Source organism: Iocasia fonsfrigidae (assembly GCF_017751145.1).
Classification (GTDB): Bacteria; Bacillota; Halanaerobiia; order Halanaerobiales; family DTU029; genus Iocasia; species Iocasia fonsfrigidae.
Window position 1 is genome coordinate 2,270,685 of the sequence record NZ_CP046640.1, and the last position, 20,188, is coordinate 2,290,872.

Below are 20,188 nucleotides of genomic sequence, written 5' to 3' on the forward strand. Positions count from 1 at the left end.
ACCTCTCCTAGTTTTCTTTAGTAAAAACTATTTTACTACCCCTACCAGCTAAGACAGCTGAATCAACAGCAGTATCAGCCATAATAGCAGCAAATTTATCTGTAATTTGATAATTATCCCCAAAATGAATCGGCACGAGTAGTTCAGGTTCCAGTGATTGAGCAAAATATTTACCAGCCAGGTAGTAATTTTCCCCCAGACGGGGATCAACAGGTATAAAGGCTATATCAATTACTTCATCCATGATCCTGGCTACTTCATTTTTAAAGTCCCTTTCCTCCTGCAGCTGTTTTTCTATTGAAAAATCTGGCCATTTCCACCAATTTAAATCTCCAGCATGATAAATATTTAAATCTTTTACCTCAAGAAAGTATGATAAACCCTGATCTGTAGTCCCATAGGTCCTGACTTTAATATCGTCAATTATTCTCTCCTGATATTTTTCCATAAAGATCATATTATGACCCCTGCTTTTTATTTTTATATCATTACTGAGGATATATTTTATATCCTTAACTCTTTTCTGCCAGTCAAAAATAAGAGGATTATAATGGTCACTATGCCGGTGGGTAACAAAAACATAAACCCTTTTTCCTTTTAAATAAGTTGTATCAACAACACCAGCTTCTAATCCCTCTCTCCCGGGTACAGAAATATCATGATAATAATCAAATATCAGGACTATATCATCAATTTCTAAAAACACCCCACTATGATAAAGATGATATATTAACGCTTTCATCTATCACTACCTCCCTCAGTATGATTATTAAACTACAACTATATTAACTTCCGGTCAAGTGTCCTGTATTGTACTGCCTCAGCCAGATGGTCAACCTTTATCTCCTCACTTTTTTCCAGATCAGCAATAGTTCTGGCCAATCGTAATATACGATCATATGCCCTGGCACTCAAGCTCAATCTCCTGATTGCTTCTTTAATTAATTGTTGGCCTTCTTTATTTAACAAGCAGTATTTCTGTATCCCTTTGGAATCAAGTTTAGAGTTATACAGATACGGTTCATCCTTATATCTTTGACACTGAAAATCCCTGGCCTGTAAAACACGCTGACGAATTTGACCGGAATGTTCAGTAGCACCTCTGCCTGTAAGCAGTTCATTGGGACTAAGTGCTGGTACCTCAATATGAATATCAATTCTATCCAGTAGAGGGCCAGATATCTTACCCCTGTAACGTCTAATATCTTTGACAGTACAATTACACTGGTGGTTTTCATCACCATAATAACCACAGGGGCAAGGATTCATAGCAGCTACTAACATAATATTGGCTGGGAAAATCGCTTTAGCCAGTGCTCTGACAATAGAAACTTTACCTTCTTCAAGGGGTTGGCGCAGCATCTCCAGAACAGAACGTTGATATTCTGGTAATTCATCAAGAAATAATGTCCCATTATGGGCCAGGCTTACTTCACCAGGCTCTGGAACCCTCCCACCACCAATTAAACCGACATAGGAAATGCTGTGATGGGGTGCACGGAAAGGACGTTCCTTTATTAAACCATCACTACTGCCAATTAACCCCATAATGCTATATATTTTAGTTAATTCAAGTGATTCCTCTTCAGTTAAAGGCGGTATGATAGTCCTCAATCTCCGAGCCAACATAGTTTTCCCTGAACCAGGGGGGCCGACCATGATAATATTATGCCGCCCAGCTGCAGCAATCTCCAGGGCCCGTTTGGCCTCCTGCTGTCCTTTCACATCAGAAAAATCTTCTCTATATTCCTTATTCTTACTGTTTCTTATTAAATTACTTATAACTACTTCCTTAACAATCCCTTCATTAAAATAATCAATAACATCATTGAGGTGAGCTGCTGATATAATCTCTAGACCCTCTACAATCAATCCTTCACTCTGATTTTCCTCAGGAATTATTAAACCCTTTAAGCCTTCCCCGCGGGCCTGCAGGGCCATTGGTAAAACACCTTTAACCTTTCTTACTTCACCAGTCAAAGACAATTCACCTGTAATTAAATAATCACCTATCCTTTGAGTACTAATAATTCCTTCAGCCGCTAAAATACCAACCGCTATGGCCAGGTCATAATGCGAACCAGCCTTTTTAAGATCACCAGGGGCCAGATTAATAGTAATACGACTACCTGGGAAACGATAACCTGAATTTTTGACAGCTGCCCTGACCCTTTCACGTGATTCACGGACAGCAGTATCAGGCAGTCCAACAATATCAAAAGCAGGTAGCCCTCTTGCCAGGTCAACCTCAACCTGAACAATAAATCCATCAACCCCCATAATAGTCGCACTCTTAACCCCGGCATACATAGTCTCCACCCCTTATTTTTCACATAGGTGATTCAGCTAAATCATATAGTCACAAAAAAACAAATTGGCTTCGCCACCCAGAGTTAATCAAGTACATCAGCTTTCTTAACTCAAACTATTTATTACATAGTTAATCAATAAATTATTAACCAGACAAATATATTTGTTGGACGACTCTAGAAATTGTCTTGAGGCATGGACGCCGAAAGAAAATTTCTCGACAGTAAGCGTAAGCAGGACGCTGTAGCGCAACCTTAATTTTCTTGTACGCTCTGCTTAGATGCGGAGTGCCTGCGGTACACGACAAGGGAAACAAATATATTTGTCGGTCTTTAAAGTTATCTACAATTTCTAAATCGCATAGTTTCCTGGTATACCTAAACAAAATGATTTAGCCATTAAAAAGCATTCTCAAAATGTTCAATCTCTACCTGCCCCTTTTTCAGCATAATACTTATAACATCAAATCTGAGCTCCATATCCAATCCCCTGTTAATTGATAAATAATATAGAGCAACTTTTTTGATTTTATCCTGTTTTCGATAGTCAACAGCTGCCTGGGGTGGTCCATAATTAATATTGCGTCTAGTCTTAACCTCCACAAATATCAATATGTCATTCTGGCAAATAATCAAATCAATCTCACCAAGTTTACAGGAATAATTCTGTTCAAGTATCTGATAACCACTATTTCTCAAATATTTAGAGGCCTGTTTTTCCCCCCAATCACCGAGCTCTTTCCTGCTCATAGCTTGAAGAAACCTATTATTTTCCATAAAAGAACACCCCGTTAATGAACAACTTTAAAGAATAAACTGGCTTCGCTACCCAGACTTAATCAATAATTATTAATTTTTACTTAGGAATATTTTTTACACAAAGTTAACTAGTTTTAATAATCTAGACAGATATATTTATTGTACGACTCTAGAAATTATCCGTAGGCAGGAGCTTGGCCTCGACGGCCTGATACTGACTCGACCATGCGTAATAAAAAGAAGAGTCAATGAGCCGGAGGAGAATTTCTCGACATTAAGCGAAGGTAGGACACCGCAGTGCAACCTTAATTTTCTCGTACGCTCTGCTTAGATGCGGAGTGCCTGCGGTACACGACAAGGAAAACAAATATATCTGTCAGCCTTCAAAGTTATCCACAATTTCAAAATCACAATTTCCTGGTAAACGTTAAAAAATAATTTCTAACTTCATCTATAAAGATACCAGCAAAGTTAATTATTACCATCTGTTCTATTTATTCGAGGTATCCAATTAAATTCCTTCAATTTAATGGAGATTATATTTAAATCAAAAAACTAATGTCTAAAGTGTCTGATACCAGTAAAGACCATAGCAATATTATATTCATTAGCTGCCTCTATTACCTTTTCATCCCTGATTGAACCCCCAGGTTGTATAATTGCCTTAATACCTTTAGCAGCCGCCTCTTCTATCGCATCTGGAAAAGGGAAAAAGGCATCTGAGGCCACTACACCACCTTCCTGTCTGCCCTCTGCTTTACGACCAGCAATTATCATGGAATCAACACGGCTCATCTGACCAGCTCCCACACCTACAATCATACCATTCCTGGCCATTACTATGGCATTAGATTTGACATGTTTTACTACCTTCCAGGCAAATAATAAGTCTGCTAACTGCTCTTCTGTGGGTTTAGTATCAGTAACAATCTCCAGGTCATCCCGTTTAACTTGATAGATATCTCTATCTTGAACAAGCAGACCACCTGTCACTTTTTTCATATCATACCCTGGTTTTTCCCTGTTAATATATAAATCACCTACTTCAAGTATGCGGACATTTTTCCACCTGTTCATTAAAACATCCAGGGCCTGATTACTATATCCAGGGGCAATAACCACCTCGACAAACTTATCTTTCCCGGCTATTTCATGGGCTAGTTCTTCAGACACCTCTCTATTTAAAGCAACTATACTTCCATAAGCAGATAAAGGATCACCGGCATGGGCATTTTTATATGCCTCTACAATATTATCTGCTACAGCCATTCCACAGGGATTGGCATGTTTAATCACAGCTGCTGCTGGCCTGTCCTCAAACTCTTTAACCAATTCCAGGGCACCATTTGTATCATTTATATTATTAAAGGACAACTCTTTACCATGGAGTTGTTTAGCTGTTGTAATAGAAGGCTCTGCAAATGACTTTTCCTGATAAAAAGCAGCTTTTTGATGTGGATTTTCACCATAACGCAGGTTCGATTTCTTCTGATACCTATCCATAATCACCTCAGGTAGATGGTTATCATTACCTCCCTCAATAACATCAGCCAGGTAATCCTGAATCAAATGGTCATATTCTGCTGTATGCTGAAAGGCCTGATAGGCTAACTCAAGTTTGGTCTCTTTACTCACAGAGCCATTATTATCTTTTAATTCCTTAAGCACTTTATGATAATTTTCCGGGTTAACAACAACAACGACATCATTATTATTTTTGGCAGCAGACCTGATCATTGTTGGGCCACCAATATCAATATTTTCAATCGCTTCTTCCAGGCTGACACCCTCTCTGGCAATTGTCTCAGCAAAGGGATAGAGATTACAGACAATAAGGTCAATAGGGGTAATCCCCTGTTCAGCCAGTTCTATCATATGCTGTTTATTGTCCCTGACTGCCAGTATTCCACCATGCACAGCCGGATGCAGGGTCTTAACCCTCCCATCCATCATTTCGGGAAAATCTGTTATCTCACTTATTCTGATTACAGGCAGACTAGCTTCTGTTAATTTTGCAGCAGTACCACCCGTAGATATTAATTCAATTCCCAATTCATTTAATCCCCTGGCAAATTCAACAATTCCCTCTTTATTGGAAACACTCAGCAAAGCACGTTTTACTTGCATAATCATTCACCCTTTCTATTCCTTAATAATAACCTTTCTACCTTTTACCTGGAGTTTGTTTTCACTATAAAGCCTGATTGCCTCTGGATATATCACATGCTCTTTTTCGAGTATCCTGTTAGCCAGGGATTCTTCAGTGTCATTATCTTTGATCGATACAACCGCCTGAAGAATAATCGGGCCTGTATCCATTCCCTGATCCGCAAAATGGACCGTACAACCAGTGTATTTAACACCATATTCAAGTGCCTGGCGTTGGGCATGCAAACCAGGAAATGATGGTAATAAAGATGGATGGATATTCATGATCTGTCCCTGGTAATATTCTATAAAATCCTTCCCCAGGATTCTCATAAAACCGGCCATTACCACTAAATCAATTCCTTTTTCTTCAAATACTTTAATAATAGCCTTTTCATAATTACTTTCACTCCCATAAGAAGCTGGCTCAATAAACCGGGCAGCAATATTATGTTTTCTGGCCTTATCAAGGGCTCCAGCATCCTTATTATCACTTACTACAATTCTGATCTCAGCACTCAGACTAGCTTTTTCAATACTATTAATAATTGACTGCAGGTTACTACCTCTCCCTGAAGCCAGCACAGCAATTTTTAACACCCAGGTTTCCCCCTTTATTTAATCTCAACACTATTTTCTCCTGGGACTACTTCCCCGATTAAACAGGCTGATTCACCAAGTCCAGCAGCACATTTTAAAATTTGTTCACAATCAGTTTTATCTACTACCAGAATCATTCCAATCCCCATGTTAAAGGTATGATACATCTCCTTTAGCTCAATATCACCTACAGTTTGTAATAAATTAAACACAGCCGGGATCTGCCAGCTTCCCTCTTCAATGACTACCCCTGTTCCCTGAGGCAAAATGCGGGGGATATTCTCTAGAAAACCACCCCCGGTAATATGGGCAATACCCTTAATACTGAATTTATCCAGCATCTTTAAAACAGGATCAGTATAAATCCTGGTTGGTTTTAATAACTCTTCCCCCAGGCTCATCTCTAATCCTTCAATCTCTTGCTCAATATTATAATTGGCTAAATCAAAAAAAACTTTTCTAACTAATGAATAACCATTACTGTGTATTCCACTGGAGGGGAGGCCGATTATCTTATCTCCTGCCTTAATACCTTCTCCACTTATGATCTCTTTTTTATCAACCAGTCCTACTACAAAACCTGCTAAATCATATTCTTCATCCTGATAAAAATCAGGTAGTTCAGCGGTTTCTCCACCAATAAGTGAACAGCCCGCCCGTTTACACCCTGCTACAATACCATTTACTATTTCTGCTGCCTTAGCTGGATTAAGTTTTCCTGTTGCCAAGTAATCAAGAAAGAATAATGGCCTAGCACCCTGGGCCAGGACATCATTAACACACATTGCTACTAGATCAATTCCAATTGTATCATGTTTATCCATCATAAAAGCTATTTTCAGCTTAGTACCTACACCATCAGTCCCTGAGACCAGCACCGGCTCTTCCATGCCCTGTAATACAGGGGCATAGAGTCCACCAAAACCACCTAAACCTGTTAAAACCTGATGATCAAAGGTTGATTCAACCTTTTCTTTTATCCTACTGATAGCCTTATTACCAGCAGCAATATCTACACCTGCATCCTTATATGTTAAGCCCATTATTTTACCCCCTTATTAACTAACTCACTACCAACCGGGTATTCACCACTAAAACAAGCTGTACAGAAACCATAATCCACTGCTTTAATTGACTTTAATAATCCCTTAATACTCAGATAGTTGAGAGAATCTGCTCCAATATGCTCACAGATACCTTCAAGATCCATCTGCCTAGCAATAAGTTCCTGACAGTTAGAAATATCTATTCCATAATAACAGGGGTTAATAACAGGTGGGGAAGAAATAGCAATATGAACCTCTTTAGCACCAGCCTCACGAACCCTATTAATTATCTGTCTACTGGTTGTCCCTCTTACTATTGAATCATCAACCAGGATAACCCGCTTCCCTTTGATTACCTCTTTGATGGGGCTTAACTTAATACGTACCTTTAAGTCCCTTATTTCCTGGGTTGGTTGAATAAATGTCCTTCCCACATACCTATTACGCAAAATTCCTTTGGTATATGGTATCCCTGATTCCTCTGCAAAACCCATGGCAGCCGACTTGCCAGAATCAGGTACTGGAACAACTATATCTGCCTCCACCTTTATTTCACGGGCCATCTGTCTACCCATCTCTCTGCGGGCCAGGTGGACATTCTGCCCCCCTATATTACTATCAGGCCTTGCAAAATATATAAATTCAAAGACGCAAAATCTATATGGTTTATTACTACTATAATGGTGGCTTTTGATACCATCCCTATCTATGACAATAAGTTCACCTGGTTCTATCTCTCTAATAAATTCAGCCCCAATAATATCAAAAGCACAGGTCTCAGAAGCTATTACATAACCTGTCTCCATTCTACCAAGAACCAATGGTCTAAGACCAAAGGGATCCCTGGCTGCTACCAGGTTATCCCTGGTCATAGCGACAATACTATAACCACCCTTTAGTTGATGGAGGGTCTGAGTCAGGGCATCTATTAGATTATCTTCAAAAGAACGAGCAACCAGATGAGCAATTACCTCTGTATCAAGGGTGGAATGAAAGATTGAACCATGGGATTCCAGATTCTGCCTTAATTCTGCAGCATTTATCAGATTACCATTATGGGCTAATGACAGGTACCCTTTGTTACAATTTATTAATAAAGGCTGAGCATTTGTCAGCATACTTGAACCAGAAGTAGAATACCTTACATGACCAATTGCCATCTCACCCTGCAGCTTATTTAAAATTTCTTCATTAAAGACATTTGATACTAAACCCATTGCCTTATGATTTTTTAAGTTACCACTATCATTAACACAGATACCTGCACTCTCCTGTCCTCTATGCTGCAGGGCAAGCAGACCAAGATAACTTATAGTAGAAATACTATCTTTCTTTTCCGGGGCATAAATACCAAAAACACCACACTCTTCCCCCAATTTTTCTATCATACTTTTTTTCATCTCCTCACCATAGAATCAAGAGTATAAAGGTTTAATTTTCAGTAATTAATTTACCCCTGTAGACGTCTTAATATTTCCTGATATGCCCCTTCAACTCCCCCTAAATCTCTGCGGAAACGATCTTTATCAAGTTTTTCCCTGGTTTCACTATCCCAGAAACGACAGGTATCAGGTGATATTTCGTCACCAAGATATATCTTGCCATCACTACCCTTACCAAACTCTAATTTAAAATCAACCAGTTCAATGCCTTTATCCTTTAAAAAATCAATCAAGAGTTCATTTATTTTAAAGGATAATTCCTTAATCCGGGCAATTTCTTCTCTATCTGCCATCTTCTGAGCATAAATATGGTATTCATTTATCATAGGGTCACCAAGGTCATCATCTTTATAATAGAATTCCAGAACCGGTTGGCTCATAACTGTTCCTTCTTCAAGTCCTAACCTCTTGGCAAGACTTCCGGCAGCAATATTCCTCATTACAACCTCTACCGGTATAATTTCCAGTTTCCTAACCAGAACCTCTGTTTCACTAATCTCTTCTAAAAGGTGTGTGGGGACATTATTATCGGCCAGCAATTTAAAAAAGATATTTGAAATCTTATTATTCATAATACCCTTACCACTTATCTGTCCCTTTTTCTCTCCATTAAAAGCAGTTGCATCATCCTTAAATAATACTATTAATTTATCATCTTCTTTAGTTTTATAAATCTGCTTGGCCTTCCCCTCATATAGCATTTCTTTCTTTATCATCATACCCCTCCTAATATTTTTAGCTTTTTCTGCCATTTTTGAATAACTGCCTCGGTCTTCTTGCCAGCAATACCTGTATACTCCTCTGGATTAGCCAATATCTCCCGTTGCCTTGCAGTAAATCTTTCTAAATAAGCCTTTAATTCATCCTTTTCAGGAATCAATTCCCGTAGTGTTTTGCCTGACTCCTGTGCCTCAAGTGTCAATCGGCGTACTGCTTCATGTGCATCAGGGTGTCCATATGAGGCCAGTAATATATATAATGGTTCAGCCACAATCATCTCTTTATTCAGAGTAAAATTCTTTTTTATATTATCATAATCAACTGCTAGTTTGCTGAAAACCCTGATTAACCTATTAGCAGCTGATAATAACCCTACAACTATTTCAGGTATAAAACGACCTGAAGCTGAATTTGTAAGGTCTCGCTGATGTTCAGAAATCTGATCCTGATAAAGAGTAATCATCCTGGGCATAAACTCTTTCCAGAGACTCTTCACATTCTCATAGTTTATAGGATTTCTTTTATGAGGCATGGTAGAAGAACCAACTTGATCTTTGTCAAAATACTCCCCAACCTCTGCTATTTCACTACGCTGTAGATGGCGCATATCATCACTCAAATTCGCTAAAACACCAAAGCAGGAGACAATAGAATGCACAAAATCAGTCACATATTCAGGTTCTACAATTTGTGTAGAATGAGACCCGGCCTTTAATCCAAGCTCGGCTAATACCTCTGCCTCAAATTCATCAGGTTCATCAAAAAATAGGTGGCTTGCATTATAAGCCCCTACCGCCCCTGCTATCTTTCCTCTTAGTAACTGACTCTTTTTACCTATCTCTTCTATTCGATTTCCCAGACGACTAACATATTCAGCAATGGTAAAACCAAATGTTACCGGTACGGCATGCTGCCCATGTGTCCTGCCGATCTGAACAGTCTCTTTTTCCCTATCTGCTAAATCCATCAACATCTTTTCCAGCTTGATAAGTGTGGGAATAATTAATTCCCGACTTGTCTCCTTAAGACGTAAAGAATTAGCTGTATCAACAATATCAAATGAAGTTGTTGTAAAATGGACATATGGTTTGGCCTGATCACTAACCCGTTTTTGTATACAATTTACCAGGGCACGTATATCATGTCTGGTCTTTTTTTCCTCCTGATATACCTCCTCTACTGTAATATCCTTAACTACTTCTAGCAGTTCTCCAGCAACTTCTGCAGGACATATTTCTCTTTTAGCCAGCACCTTTACCAAAGCCGCTTCAACCTGAAGTTGATAGCCTATCCGGGCCTTTTCAGATAAATATTTCTTATAATCCTGATACTCCTCTTCTCTTAAGGAATAACGATGGTCTAAAGGGCTTATATTCTCAAAGATATTACGCCTTATCACCATAACTAACCCCTTTCTTCAAGATATTTTTGATAACCAAGCTTTTCTAAAGCTGCTGCAGTCTCTGTTACCTTCTCAGCCATCCTGTTCTTATATTCTTTAAACTTATCTCTTAACTTTTTATCAGCTGTACCCAGTATCTGGATTGCTAGCAATCCGGCATTTTTTGCACCATTAAGGGCAACAGTTGCTACTGGTACCCCACCAGGCATCTGTACCATAGAATAAAGTGAATCAGCACCACCTAGTGTAGATGTTTTAATAGGAACACCAATTAGTGGTAAGGGGGTATATGCAGCCAGTACCCCAGCTAAATGAGCTGCCTTACCGGCACCGGCTATTATAACTTCCAGACCCCTTTCTTCCGCAGTTCTGGCATATTCCTCTGCTGCAACTGGTGTGCGGTGTGCTGAAATAACAGTTATCTCAAAGTCAACTGCAAACTCTTCCAGTACTTCTGCAGCCTCTTTCATAACCGGCAAATCCGAATCACTCCCCATCACTATCCCAACCCTGGCCATAATCTACCACTCCCTGTTTTAATATATTTTAATATCAGCTATTACAATTTGAACAAAATGGCTCCGCCACCCTACTGCAACTCAGAATCCCCTTCTGTTTTACGGTAGGGGTATTTAATATAAGATGATTCAAAAACCATCTTTGTAAGACATTCAGGACATGCCACTCCAGGCATTTCCCCTTCTTTCAATTTTTGAACCATTGCAAACTCATCTACTACAAAATCAGGTAGAATACTTCTTACACAAAGTTAACTAATTTTAATAATCCAGACAGATATATTTGTTGTACGACTCTAGAAATTATCCGTAGGCAGGACGCCGGAGGATAATTTCTCGACAGTAAGCGGAGGTAGGACACCGCAGCACACGACAAGGAAAACAAATATATCTGTCGGTCTTCAAAGTTATCCACAATCTCGAAAAAACATAGAGTTTTCCTGGTAGTAGAAACAAATCTACTTAAGGGCCTTACTGGCTATATCATTTCGATAGTAAGCCCCTTCAAAATCAATCAAAGATACACCCTGATAAGCAAGATCAATTGTTGACTGATAGTCTTCCTCCAGAGCAGTAACAGCCAGTACCCTGCCACCATCTGTCACAATATTACCCTGGCAAACTGCTGTCCCTGCCTGAAAAACAATAATATTATCCTGATTATCAGCTTCTTCTATTCCTGTAATCACCTTCCCTTTTTCATAATTATTTGGATAACCACCAGAAGCCATTATTACAGCTACCGCTTTTTTATCTAACCAACTTAATTCAATATCAGCTAGCTTACCTGTAATAACAGCCTCAGCAATATCTATTATATCTGTTTGTAACAAAGGTAAAATAATCTGGGCCTCAGGGTCACCAAAACGGACATTATATTCCAGCACCCTAGCCCCAGTATCAGCAATCATCAGTCCACAATATAGAACACCCTTGTAGTTTATCCCTTCTTCTCTTAACCCAGAAATAGTTGGCCTAAGTATCTTATCATAAATATCACTCATAAGTGATTCACCTACTACTGGTGCCGGGGCATAAGCACCCATCCCCCCAGTATTAGGCCCCTGATCATGATCATAGGCTGGTTTATGGTCCTGGGAGGGTAGCATCGGCATAATTGTCTCACCATCAACAAAAGCAAGCACTGTAGCCTCTTGGCCAGAGAGGTATTCTTCAATAACAATCCTCTCACCAGCCTGTCCAAACCTCTCCTCAATCATAATACTATTTACTGCCTCAATGGCCTCTTCTTCTGTCCCGGCCACAAAAACACCCTTACCTGCTGCTAAACCTTCTGCCTTAACAACAATAGGAACCCCTTTATCCTGAATATATTTAACTGCTTCAGCCGGCCTGGTAAATGACCGGTATTCAGCAGTAGGGATATTGTATTTTCCCATGAAATCCTTGGAAAAAACCTTACTACCTTCCAGTTGGGCAGCTTTACTATCAGGTCCAAAAATCATTAACCCCCTATCTTGAAATCTATCTACTATCCCAGCTACTAACGGGGCCTCAGGACCAACAAAAGTCAAATCAATCTCCTTTTTGCTAGCAAAATCTACCAATCCATCAATATCACAACTGTCAATAGCCAGATTAGTAGCAATCTGTGCTGTCCCAGCATTACCTGGAGCTACATATATCTCATCAACCCGATTACTTTGAGCTATTTTCCAGGTCAAGACATGTTCCCTACCACCATTGCCTATTACTAATACCTTCATATTTATACCCCCAATATACTATTTGATATTTTATACCAGCAAAACAAAAACGCCCAGCAGGAAAGATCTACTTTTATCATGAGTAGAACCTCCCCGCCTGGGCTTTTATCCCTTCGGTGTGATATAAAATATCTGTACCGCTTGGACCTGCCATTTTATATATCAGCTAATAATATAATATGCGGAAACCTAGGTACACTTCCCTCATAGTCAGACAGTTTGCGGCCGTCTGGTAGAAACTTGCAGGCCATATTCCCACGATTATATGAGGTAACTTTTAGTTTTATTCTATTGTTAAATACAATGTTATAATTAAATTACATATAAATCATAACAAATCCTTTCACCTTAGTCAAATAATTTTTTGATAAAGATATTTAGTTATATGATTTTATACAATGATAATAAAAAACTTAAAAAACAAGCGGAAAAAATTAACTTTCCCGCTTGTTTTTTTAAAATATAAACATCTACTTTTCTTGTTGATTTTGCTGTCAAATAATCTCATCTACATACAATCCTACTGTAGAATATGGGGCACGCTCCCTTTTTTCATCATCCTTTTCTGTTTTGGAAGACTTATTTCTGTCTTTACTGTCACTTTGTTTTAATTTTTGAATTTGTTCATTAATCTTTTCAAGACGTCTTTTTAATTCTTCAATTTTTTTGCGTCTGGCTTCCTCGTCTAAAGACTTATCTTGTTCAGTTTGTTTTAGCTGATTTTGTAGTTGCATCTTCTGCTGCTCAAGAATTTGTACTTTTTGTTGTGAATCAGATGGTATATTGCTTGTAGAATTTGCAACAGAAGAAATATTTGAACTTAATGCAGAAATACTCATTCGACACACCACCTCCCCTATATAAGATATTATTACATTTTTGTTAGCTAAAATCAAAGTCACGTTTCCTAATAAGTTATATGTACATTATCCTATAAACTCATCTTTGCTCATCAATATTTTACAACTGCAACTATACTGTTACCACAACTTTATGCCCAACAGATGCTGGTTTAACTTCACCTTGAGCTGTATAAATTCCCTGAATAACTGTATCTTTTTTATCTGTACTATCATAATCCACATCTATTTCTTCCTGGCTAGATGCGCTTATCTTGTTTGTTTCTTTTACATCTGTTTCTTGATTTTTTTTACCTTTAGCACTTTTTTGAGCATTTTGCTGTGCATCCTTAATCTTTTCTTTTTCTTCTTGTTTTTTATCCTTAGCTGCTTCCTGACGACGTTCTTCAATAGCAGCCTCCTGCTCAGCTTGGGCCTGTTTCCGGGCTTCTTTCTGTGCTTCTCTTAAGGCTTCCTGGGCCTGCTTATTTGATTCTGCAGCACTATTCATAGAATCACGGGCTAAACCTGAGGAACTTTCCAGAATACTTTGATTAGCTTTAGCACCTTTAGCTTTTTCCTGATGATAAATTCCCATAGCAACATTGGCAGATTTCATATGTAAACTTGCACCTACCATACCTTGAACAACCCCTGAAGTTAATAGACTCATTTCAACACCCCCTTCCTAACTGAAAACATAGCAATTACAGCTGTGTTTATCTTCATTGATTTAGCAAGTACAATAATTGCCATCTTTTTTATATATCGTACATTTCTTGGTTTTTTTTAAATCTATTAGGTGTCAATAACTAAGCCTAAAGTCTTATATTTCCTGATTACTAATGATTTCATCCCGTAATATTCTAAAAATCTTTATTATGCTCTATAATCTTATTTTTTAATTATACTTATCAAAAAAATATAAATAAACATGTTAAATAAAAAAAAGAAGCACTCTATTACTTATCAAAAGCAGAGTGCTTCCAGAGTTATAAAAAATATTGCCTTATTCCCGACTGCCGGGTTTTACTGCCTTACTACCTTCCTTACAGAGTGGGCATTCATCGGGCTGATAGACAGCTAAATTAAGTGAAATCAATGATTCAAAAGGTACACCGAAGTCAGCTTTACCTCCACTCCTATCAATAAGTGATGCAACTGCAATTAATTCACCACCCCTATCACTAACAATTTCAATGACCTCTTTGACAGAACCCCCGGTAGTAACAACATCCTCCACAACTAGAACACGGTCACCAGGATTAATTTCAAAATTCCTTCTTAATTCCATTTTCTTTTCTTTTCTCTCCGTAAAAATACCCGGTTTTCCCAAAGCACGTGCCAGCTCATATGAGACTATAACACCTCCAAGTGCTGGTCCTACAACAATATCAGGCTTATATTCTGCCACTTTATCAGCCAGTTCTTCACATAATTTACCAGCAGTGGCTGGATATTTTAAGAGTGAAGCACATTGAACATATCCACCACTATGCAGACCTGAGGATAACAGAAAATGCCCTTTTAATAAGGCACCAGTCTCCTCCAAATCTTTTAGAATCTCTTCTCTTGACAACATAATTTATACCCCCTCTATCTCCTTGATTATTTTTTCCACAGCAGCTGCTGGATTATCCGCTTTAGTAATCGGCCTGCCAATCACAAGGTAGTCTGCCCCTTCCTTTACTGCATTAGCAGGGGTCATAATCCGTTTTTGATCCCCCTTTACAGCCCAGTCAGGTCTAATACCCGGACATACTGTTAAAAAATCACCGACAGCCTTTTGCTTAATTTCCCCTGCCTCATTGGCTGAACAGACAACCCCATCAAAACCTGCTTTGGCAGCTAGAGCAGCCTTTTTAAGGACAAGTTCCCCGGCTGAGTACCTATTTCCCAGCATCTGTAGGTCATTATTATTTAAAGAGGTTAAGACAGTAACACCAATTATTAAGGGTTTTTTAACCCCCAGTTTTAGGGCTTCAGTTTCAGCAGCCTCTACAACAGCTTTCATTCCCTCTAATCCTGTAACATGAATATTAAACATCCAGACACCATGTCCAACTGCCTGCCGGGCTGCAGCAGCCATAGTATTTGGTATGTCATGAAATTTAAGGTCCAGGAATACCTTCTTCCCCTTAGAATTTAGATAATCAACTACCTTACCACGACTGGCCAGATATTGTTCCAGTCCAATCTTAAATACCTCCACCCTATTTTCAAGGGAGGCAACCAGTTCTTTAACCGAACTTTCTTCCGCTGTATCCAGAGCAACAATAATTTTTTCTCGCAAAACTATCACTCCTTTCAAAATAAAAACCCCTCACCAATCCGGCAAGGGGTATAAATATCCCATAAGATATATATACTAATCCCTTTCTGGCCTCACCGGACCATCTTAAAGGTTTATTATTAATTTTGTTAAATTATATTATATCAGAACAGGCTTTGTCAATTAAATTAATTATTATTAAAGATAGATAAACTCTTTTTAAGCACTCCCATTAAAGGCAGACCAATAATATATACAGAAATGAACTGTCCCAAACCAATATATAAGACTGTGATCCAGTATGGCAGGTCAGCTATCAGGTATAGTATCAAGGAAATACCAAAGGCATTTAAGAGAACAGGATATATTCCGGCTTCATATTTATTTCCGGCCCTGGCAGTTAATAATCCAGCTAACAGAGTTATTAATGAACCAAAAATAACATCAACTAAACCATTTGGTCCTAAATAATTAGCAATCATACAGCCTATCCATAGAGCAATGGCAGACCATCCCCCCAAATAAAAGGGTAATAAGGTCAAGGCCTCACTGATTCTAACCTGTAACTGTCCATAAGAAATAGGTGCTAACAGAAGTGTAATAACCGCATAGAGTGCTGCTATCACAGCTATCTTGGTAATTTTTTTGGTTTCAATTCTTTTCATAATAAACACATCCTTAGTTTTGATCAAGCAGGATTTTGCGAACTGCTATTATCTTTTTTTTATATTATTTTTTATACCTACTAAGTACCAGTATTAAGCCTTTCATATTTCTCCCTGTATAGTTTCCTGAGATAGGCCAGTTGTTCCAAATTAAACAAACCTTCCTGTTTAATCCTGTTACCTAGTTTCTGTAATTTTTCAATATCAGCTGTTTCTTTCATTATCTGTTGAAATTGTTTGAAGGCATATTCATTTACAATAGAAAAAGAGAAGCGGTGTATTTCTAAGGGGCCATTTTCCTTTAAAGCAGCAATATGTTCCTCAGTACCATAACCCTTATTTCTGATAAAACCATAGGCTGGATAAATAAGATGATATTTATCCATAATCCGATCCCTGCTAACCTTAGCAATTATTGAAGCTGCTGCAATCGCATTAACTCTACTATCACCATCTATTACAGTCTCCTGCTTTATTTTTATATCAGGGAGCTGGCGGTTTCCATCAACCAGCAGGTAATCAGGTTTAATTTCCAACTTGTCTATAGCAGTCCTCATCGCCTTAAAAGTCGCCTGCAGGATATTTAACTTATCAATTACATTATTTTCAATAATTCCTATGCTTACTGCTAAGGCTTTTTCTTTTATCTCTACAAATAGTTCTTCTCTCTCTTTGGCAGATAATTTTTTTGAGTCATTTAAGCCGATAATCTTACTTTCAGGATCAAGTATTACAGCCGCTGCTGCAACAGGCCCAGCCAAAGGGCCCCTCCCGGCCTCATCAATTCCAGCAACAAAATTATAACCAGATTCCCTTAAGGACTCTTCCTTTTTATTAAGCAGTTTCCACTGCTCTTTTTTTTCTTTTAACCTCTGCTGCATTTTTCGATATCTGACAGACAGTTTCTGGACACCCTTACGGGGATCGAGAGCAAGTTCCTCAATAATATTATCAGTAAGAGCAATCTTTTCTAAAATACTTTTAATTTCACTAATAGTATGTTTATGCCACTGCATTTTTAATCCCCCATAATAGGCTTTTCAAGGGTAACCCTACCCAGTTTACCCCTGCGAAATTCATGAATAAGAGTCTTGGCCGTCCTTGCCCTATCAACTTTACCACCACTCATTAAACAACCCCTCTTTCTGCCAATAAGGGGTAATATATCATAGGCCTGGGCTGTAGATAATTCAAGCTGATAGTTCTGTTCAATTATATCCTGATTTATATCCAGAAGATATGTAATAAGTTTATAGGCCGCCATTTCCTTATCATAGACATCATCACTTATTGCACCAGTAATTGCCAGTTTATAACCAATATCCTCATCATCAAACTTGGGCCATAGTATACCAGGTGTGTCTAACAATTGGATATCATCACCTATTTTTATCCACTGTCTTCCCCTGGTAACACCAGGTCTATTACCTGTTTTAGCCATACCCATACCAGCAAGGGCATTAATCAGGGCAGATTTACCTACATTAGGAATACCAATAATCATTATTCTTATCTCCCTTTTATTACGGCCTTTTTTAGTTATTCGCTGATTTATTTCATTAGCATAATTTTTAATTAAGCCAATTAATTCATTAATACCTTCACCATTCAAAGAATTCACTCTGACTGCTTGATATTTTTCTGTAAAATAATCTAACCACTGCCTGGTTAATCCTGAATCAGCCAGGTCATATTTATTTAAAGCCAGAATCCTTTTTTTGTCTTTTATTAATTCATCAAGATCAGGATTCTGACTGCTAACAGGTATCCTTGCATCAAGGACCTCTACTACCAGATCAACCAGTTTTAAGTCTTTATTTAATATTCTCCTGGCCTTGGCCATGTGTCCAGGGTACCATTGAACCAATCCCATCATTCCTTTCCATTAAAACCCACAGGTTATAAGGAATTATTATAGAAACTCAAAAAAGGGTGTTCGGCATAACCCTCCCACCCTTATTTCTTAATCTCTCTTTTCTTTAATTCTAGCAGCCTTACCTTTTCTTTCACGCAGGTAGTATAGTTTTGCCCTTCTAACATCACCGCGGCGGAGAAGTTTTATACTGGCAATCTTTGGTGAATGAAGCGGAAAGGTCCTTTCAACAGCAACCCCATGTGAAACCTTTCGAATTGTAAATGTCTCACGAAGACCACCACTCTGGCGTTTGATCACAACACCTTCAAAGGGCTGTAGTCTTTCTTTACCACCTTCAACAACCTTAACCATCATTTTTAGTGTATCACCAGGAGAGAATTCAGGCAGATCATCTCTCATCTGTTCCTGTTCAATACTTTTAATAATATCATTCATACAAGTTCAACCTCCTTCCATTAATGTTCATATCAAATAGAGGAACATTAATTTTTCACAAATGCAATTATACCACATAATACAAAGAAAAACAATTTCTACTAAACCCACCATTCTTCAGCTAGCAGTCTATCGAGAATAATAGAGACTGCACTACGAACAGAGAGGTGATTAAAATTCCCTCTACCATAGACTGGTTCTAAAATATAGTCACATTCCTGTAAGGTCTTTTCTGTCAAACCCCAACCTGTACCAAAGATAATAAGAATAGGTCTATCAGCAGCAAAAATAATCTCCCTCATCTGGCTGTAAGATACAGAATTAGCAAAGGGGTTTGCATCAGTTGCCACCAGAATAGGTGGGCTACCTGTTTCACGAAAAATATCCTCAATCACATTTTCCATTGAAGCAGCAATATCAAGGATACTAAAGGCCTCCTGACGGTTGCTATTATATTCAGCACCATAATCACTTTCCCAATATTTCTTCATTCTTCTCACCAGGGATTGTTGAGATTTCAAGGGATTCACCACATAATATTTCTCAATACTATAGGTCTTACCTGCCCTGGCAATATCGTGCAAATCCATATTGGTGATGGTAGTTGTTATTTTAGCACCCCTTTTATTATATATAGGGTAATGGATCAAACCCAGATATATACTGGCCTCAAGCCTGCTCATCTTTTTTTCACCTTCAAATCCTTTTTAATATCTTCCAGTAATTCTATTTCCTCAGCTGTTAGTGTCTTCACTTCCATCAGGTCAGGTCTTCTCAGTAGTGTCCTCTTAAGAGACTCTTGCTGACGCCACTTATCAATCTCAGCGTGATTACCACTAAGTAAAACCTCAGGAACCTCCATTCCTTTAAAAGACCTTGGTCTGGTATAATGCGGGTAATCCAGTAAACCATTATAAAAGGAATCATTTATAACAGAATTTTCATCACCTAAAACACCAGGAATCATTCTCGCTACAGCATCAATTAAAACCATTGCTGCCAGTTCTCCACCGGTTAGTACATAATCACCGATAGATATCTCATCTGTGACAATACTGCTGCGGATCCGATCATCGAAGCCCTCATAGTGACCACAGATAACAGTTAAACCCTCCTGAGCACTTAAATCCTTAACAATTTCCTGGTTTAGTTTTCTACCCTGGGGGCTCATTAAAATCACGGGAGAACTATCTTTCTCGTTTCTACATTTATCCTCCCAGGCCTTATAAACTGGCTCAACCTTCATTACCATACCAGCCCCACCCCCATATGGGGCATCATCAGTAACCTGGTGTTTACCACTGGCATAATCCCGAATATTAATTATATTAATATCCAGCAAGTCATTTTCTTGAGCCCGGCCGATCATGCTTTCATTTAATGGACCGTTAAACATCTCAGGAAATAGGGTCAATATATTAAAATACATT

The 20,188-nt window shown here is 38.4% G+C and carries 22 protein-coding genes and 1 riboswitch; all 22 genes read right to left on the bottom strand.

Going from position 1 to position 20,188, the window contains the following annotated elements; genetic code table 11:
* Nucleotides 1-7 precede the first annotated feature (7 nt).
* Nucleotides 8-742 (bottom strand): MBL fold metallo-hydrolase, encoded by a 735-nt coding sequence (locus GM661_RS10870; protein ID WP_230866869.1) that lies wholly within the window; start codon nucleotides 740-742, stop codon nucleotides 8-10.
* A gap of 38 nt (nucleotides 743-780) precedes the next feature.
* Nucleotides 781-2,310 carry a YifB family Mg chelatase-like AAA ATPase gene (locus GM661_RS10875; RefSeq protein ID WP_230866870.1) on the bottom strand — a complete coding sequence of 510 codons (1,530 nt, stop codon included), beginning with the start codon at nucleotides 2,308-2,310 and terminating at the stop codon, nucleotides 781-783.
* A 398-nt stretch (nucleotides 2,311-2,708) separates the two neighbouring features.
* Entirely contained in the window at nucleotides 2,709-3,086 is a 378-nt protein-coding gene (locus GM661_RS10880; protein ID WP_230866871.1) for a YraN family protein, read from the bottom strand.
* A gap of 537 nt (nucleotides 3,087-3,623) precedes the next feature.
* Complete coding sequence (gene purH, locus GM661_RS10885; protein WP_407929591.1) at nucleotides 3,624-5,201, bottom strand: bifunctional phosphoribosylaminoimidazolecarboxamide formyltransferase/IMP cyclohydrolase; 1,578 nt, start codon at nucleotides 5,199-5,201, stop codon at nucleotides 3,624-3,626.
* 9 nt (nucleotides 5,202-5,210) lie between these two features.
* A complete protein-coding gene (purN, locus tag GM661_RS10890; RefSeq protein ID WP_230866872.1) occupies nucleotides 5,211-5,816 on the bottom strand; it encodes a phosphoribosylglycinamide formyltransferase in 606 nt (201 codons plus the stop codon).
* 14 nt (nucleotides 5,817-5,830) lie between these two features.
* The gene (purM, locus tag GM661_RS10895) at nucleotides 5,831-6,859 is read right to left on the bottom strand and encodes a phosphoribosylformylglycinamidine cyclo-ligase (protein WP_230866873.1); all 1,029 of its coding nucleotides are present in this window, start codon (nucleotides 6,857-6,859) and stop codon (nucleotides 5,831-5,833) included.
* Nucleotides 6,859-8,250, bottom strand: a complete 1,392-nt coding sequence (gene purF, locus GM661_RS10900) for an amidophosphoribosyltransferase (RefSeq protein ID WP_230866874.1) — start codon at nucleotides 8,248-8,250, stop codon at nucleotides 6,859-6,861. The genes purM and purF overlap by 1 nt, the downstream gene beginning before the upstream one ends.
* Nucleotides 8,251-8,312: 62 nt before the next feature.
* Nucleotides 8,313-9,020: a phosphoribosylaminoimidazolesuccinocarboxamide synthase gene (purC, locus tag GM661_RS10905; protein WP_230866875.1), complete on the bottom strand. Its 708-nt coding sequence runs from the start codon at nucleotides 9,018-9,020 to the stop codon at nucleotides 8,313-8,315.
* Nucleotides 9,020-10,423: a lyase family protein gene (locus GM661_RS10910; protein ID WP_230869791.1), complete on the bottom strand. Its 1,404-nt coding sequence runs from the start codon at nucleotides 10,421-10,423 to the stop codon at nucleotides 9,020-9,022. The genes purC and GM661_RS10910 overlap by 1 nt, the downstream gene beginning before the upstream one ends.
* A gap of 5 nt (nucleotides 10,424-10,428) precedes the next feature.
* Nucleotides 10,429-10,944 (bottom strand): 5-(carboxyamino)imidazole ribonucleotide mutase, encoded by a 516-nt coding sequence (gene purE, locus GM661_RS10915; RefSeq protein WP_230866876.1) that lies wholly within the window; start codon nucleotides 10,942-10,944, stop codon nucleotides 10,429-10,431.
* A gap of 71 nt (nucleotides 10,945-11,015) precedes the next feature.
* The gene (locus tag GM661_RS18965; RefSeq protein ID WP_269059886.1) at nucleotides 11,016-11,147 is read right to left on the bottom strand and encodes a hypothetical protein; all 132 of its coding nucleotides are present in this window, start codon (nucleotides 11,145-11,147) and stop codon (nucleotides 11,016-11,018) included.
* Nucleotides 11,148-11,402: 255 nt separating this feature from the next.
* On the bottom strand, nucleotides 11,403-12,671 hold the full coding sequence (purD, locus tag GM661_RS10920) for a phosphoribosylamine--glycine ligase (protein WP_230866877.1): 1,269 nt from the start codon (nucleotides 12,669-12,671) through the stop codon (nucleotides 11,403-11,405).
* Between the two features lie 187 nt (nucleotides 12,672-12,858).
* A riboswitch (purine riboswitch) is annotated at nucleotides 12,859-12,960 on the bottom strand.
* Nucleotides 12,961-13,165: 205 nt separating this feature from the next.
* Nucleotides 13,166-13,510 carry a FlxA-like family protein gene (locus tag GM661_RS10925; RefSeq protein ID WP_230866878.1) on the bottom strand — a complete coding sequence of 115 codons (345 nt, stop codon included), beginning with the start codon at nucleotides 13,508-13,510 and terminating at the stop codon, nucleotides 13,166-13,168.
* A 133-nt stretch (nucleotides 13,511-13,643) separates the two neighbouring features.
* The gene (locus GM661_RS10930; RefSeq protein ID WP_230866879.1) at nucleotides 13,644-14,183 is read right to left on the bottom strand and encodes a hypothetical protein; all 540 of its coding nucleotides are present in this window, start codon (nucleotides 14,181-14,183) and stop codon (nucleotides 13,644-13,646) included.
* A 336-nt stretch (nucleotides 14,184-14,519) separates the two neighbouring features.
* The gene (gene pyrE / locus GM661_RS10935) at nucleotides 14,520-15,089 is read right to left on the bottom strand and encodes an orotate phosphoribosyltransferase (RefSeq protein ID WP_407929663.1); all 570 of its coding nucleotides are present in this window, start codon (nucleotides 15,087-15,089) and stop codon (nucleotides 14,520-14,522) included.
* A 6-nt stretch (nucleotides 15,090-15,095) separates the two neighbouring features.
* Nucleotides 15,096-15,812, bottom strand: a complete 717-nt coding sequence (gene pyrF / locus GM661_RS10940; RefSeq protein ID WP_230869792.1) for an orotidine-5'-phosphate decarboxylase — start codon at nucleotides 15,810-15,812, stop codon at nucleotides 15,096-15,098.
* A 158-nt stretch (nucleotides 15,813-15,970) separates the two neighbouring features.
* Nucleotides 15,971-16,447 (bottom strand): QueT transporter family protein, encoded by a 477-nt coding sequence (locus GM661_RS10945; RefSeq protein WP_125990655.1) that lies wholly within the window; start codon nucleotides 16,445-16,447, stop codon nucleotides 15,971-15,973.
* A gap of 80 nt (nucleotides 16,448-16,527) precedes the next feature.
* Nucleotides 16,528-17,463: a ribonuclease HII gene (locus GM661_RS10950; RefSeq protein ID WP_230866881.1), complete on the bottom strand. Its 936-nt coding sequence runs from the start codon at nucleotides 17,461-17,463 to the stop codon at nucleotides 16,528-16,530.
* A gap of 2 nt (nucleotides 17,464-17,465) precedes the next feature.
* A complete protein-coding gene (ylqF, locus tag GM661_RS10955; protein ID WP_330165209.1) occupies nucleotides 17,466-18,323 on the bottom strand; it encodes a ribosome biogenesis GTPase YlqF in 858 nt (285 codons plus the stop codon).
* A gap of 87 nt (nucleotides 18,324-18,410) precedes the next feature.
* Entirely contained in the window at nucleotides 18,411-18,758 is a 348-nt protein-coding gene (rplS, locus tag GM661_RS10960; RefSeq protein ID WP_125990657.1) for a 50S ribosomal protein L19, read from the bottom strand.
* A 101-nt stretch (nucleotides 18,759-18,859) separates the two neighbouring features.
* The gene (locus GM661_RS10965) at nucleotides 18,860-19,441 is read right to left on the bottom strand and encodes an RNA methyltransferase (RefSeq protein ID WP_125990658.1); all 582 of its coding nucleotides are present in this window, start codon (nucleotides 19,439-19,441) and stop codon (nucleotides 18,860-18,862) included.
* On the bottom strand, nucleotides 19,438-20,187 hold the full coding sequence (gene trmD / locus GM661_RS10970) for a tRNA (guanosine(37)-N1)-methyltransferase TrmD (RefSeq protein WP_230866882.1): 750 nt from the start codon (nucleotides 20,185-20,187) through the stop codon (nucleotides 19,438-19,440). Before trmD ends, GM661_RS10965 begins: the two co-directional genes overlap by 4 nt.
* Nucleotide 20,188 lies beyond the last annotated feature (1 nt).

Coding starts and splice junctions, on each gene's coding strand:
- GM661_RS10870 (WP_230866869.1), bottom strand. CDS start 742: ATGAAAGCGTTAATATATCATCTTTATCATAGTGGGGTGTTTTTAGAA.
- purF (WP_230866874.1), bottom strand. CDS start 8,250: ATGATAGAAAAATTGGGGGAAGAGTGTGGTGTTTTTGGTATTTATGCC.
- GM661_RS10880 (WP_230866871.1), bottom strand. CDS start 3,086: ATGGAAAATAATAGGTTTCTTCAAGCTATGAGCAGGAAAGAGCTCGGT.
- GM661_RS10945 (WP_125990655.1), bottom strand. CDS start 16,447: ATGAAAAGAATTGAAACCAAAAAAATTACCAAGATAGCTGTGATAGCA.
- purC (WP_230866875.1), bottom strand. CDS start 9,020: ATGATAAAGAAAGAAATGCTATATGAGGGGAAGGCCAAGCAGATTTAT.
- purD (WP_230866877.1), bottom strand. CDS start 12,671: ATGAAGGTATTAGTAATAGGCAATGGTGGTAGGGAACATGTCTTGACC.
- GM661_RS10965 (WP_125990658.1), bottom strand. CDS start 19,441: ATGAGCAGGCTTGAGGCCAGTATATATCTGGGTTTGATCCATTACCCT.
- GM661_RS10930 (WP_230866879.1), bottom strand. CDS start 14,183: ATGAGTCTATTAACTTCAGGGGTTGTTCAAGGTATGGTAGGTGCAAGT.
- GM661_RS10925 (WP_230866878.1), bottom strand. CDS start 13,510: ATGAGTATTTCTGCATTAAGTTCAAATATTTCTTCTGTTGCAAATTCT.
- trmD (WP_230866882.1), bottom strand. CDS start 20,187: ATGTATTTTAATATATTGACCCTATTTCCTGAGATGTTTAACGGTCCA.
- GM661_RS10950 (WP_230866881.1), bottom strand. CDS start 17,463: ATGCAGTGGCATAAACATACTATTAGTGAAATTAAAAGTATTTTAGAA.
- ylqF (WP_330165209.1), bottom strand. CDS start 18,323: ATGATGGGATTGGTTCAATGGTACCCTGGACACATGGCCAAGGCCAGG.
- rplS (WP_125990657.1), bottom strand. CDS start 18,758: ATGAATGATATTATTAAAAGTATTGAACAGGAACAGATGAGAGATGAT.
- purM (WP_230866873.1), bottom strand. CDS start 6,859: ATGGGCTTAACATATAAGGATGCAGGTGTAGATATTGCTGCTGGTAAT.
- GM661_RS10875 (WP_230866870.1), bottom strand. CDS start 2,310: ATGTATGCCGGGGTTAAGAGTGCGACTATTATGGGGGTTGATGGATTT.
- purH (WP_407929591.1), bottom strand. CDS start 5,201: ATGATTATGCAAGTAAAACGTGCTTTGCTGAGTGTTTCCAATAAAGAG.
- GM661_RS18965 (WP_269059886.1), bottom strand. CDS start 11,147: ATGGTTCAAAAATTGAAAGAAGGGGAAATGCCTGGAGTGGCATGTCCT.
- purE (WP_230866876.1), bottom strand. CDS start 10,944: ATGGCCAGGGTTGGGATAGTGATGGGGAGTGATTCGGATTTGCCGGTT.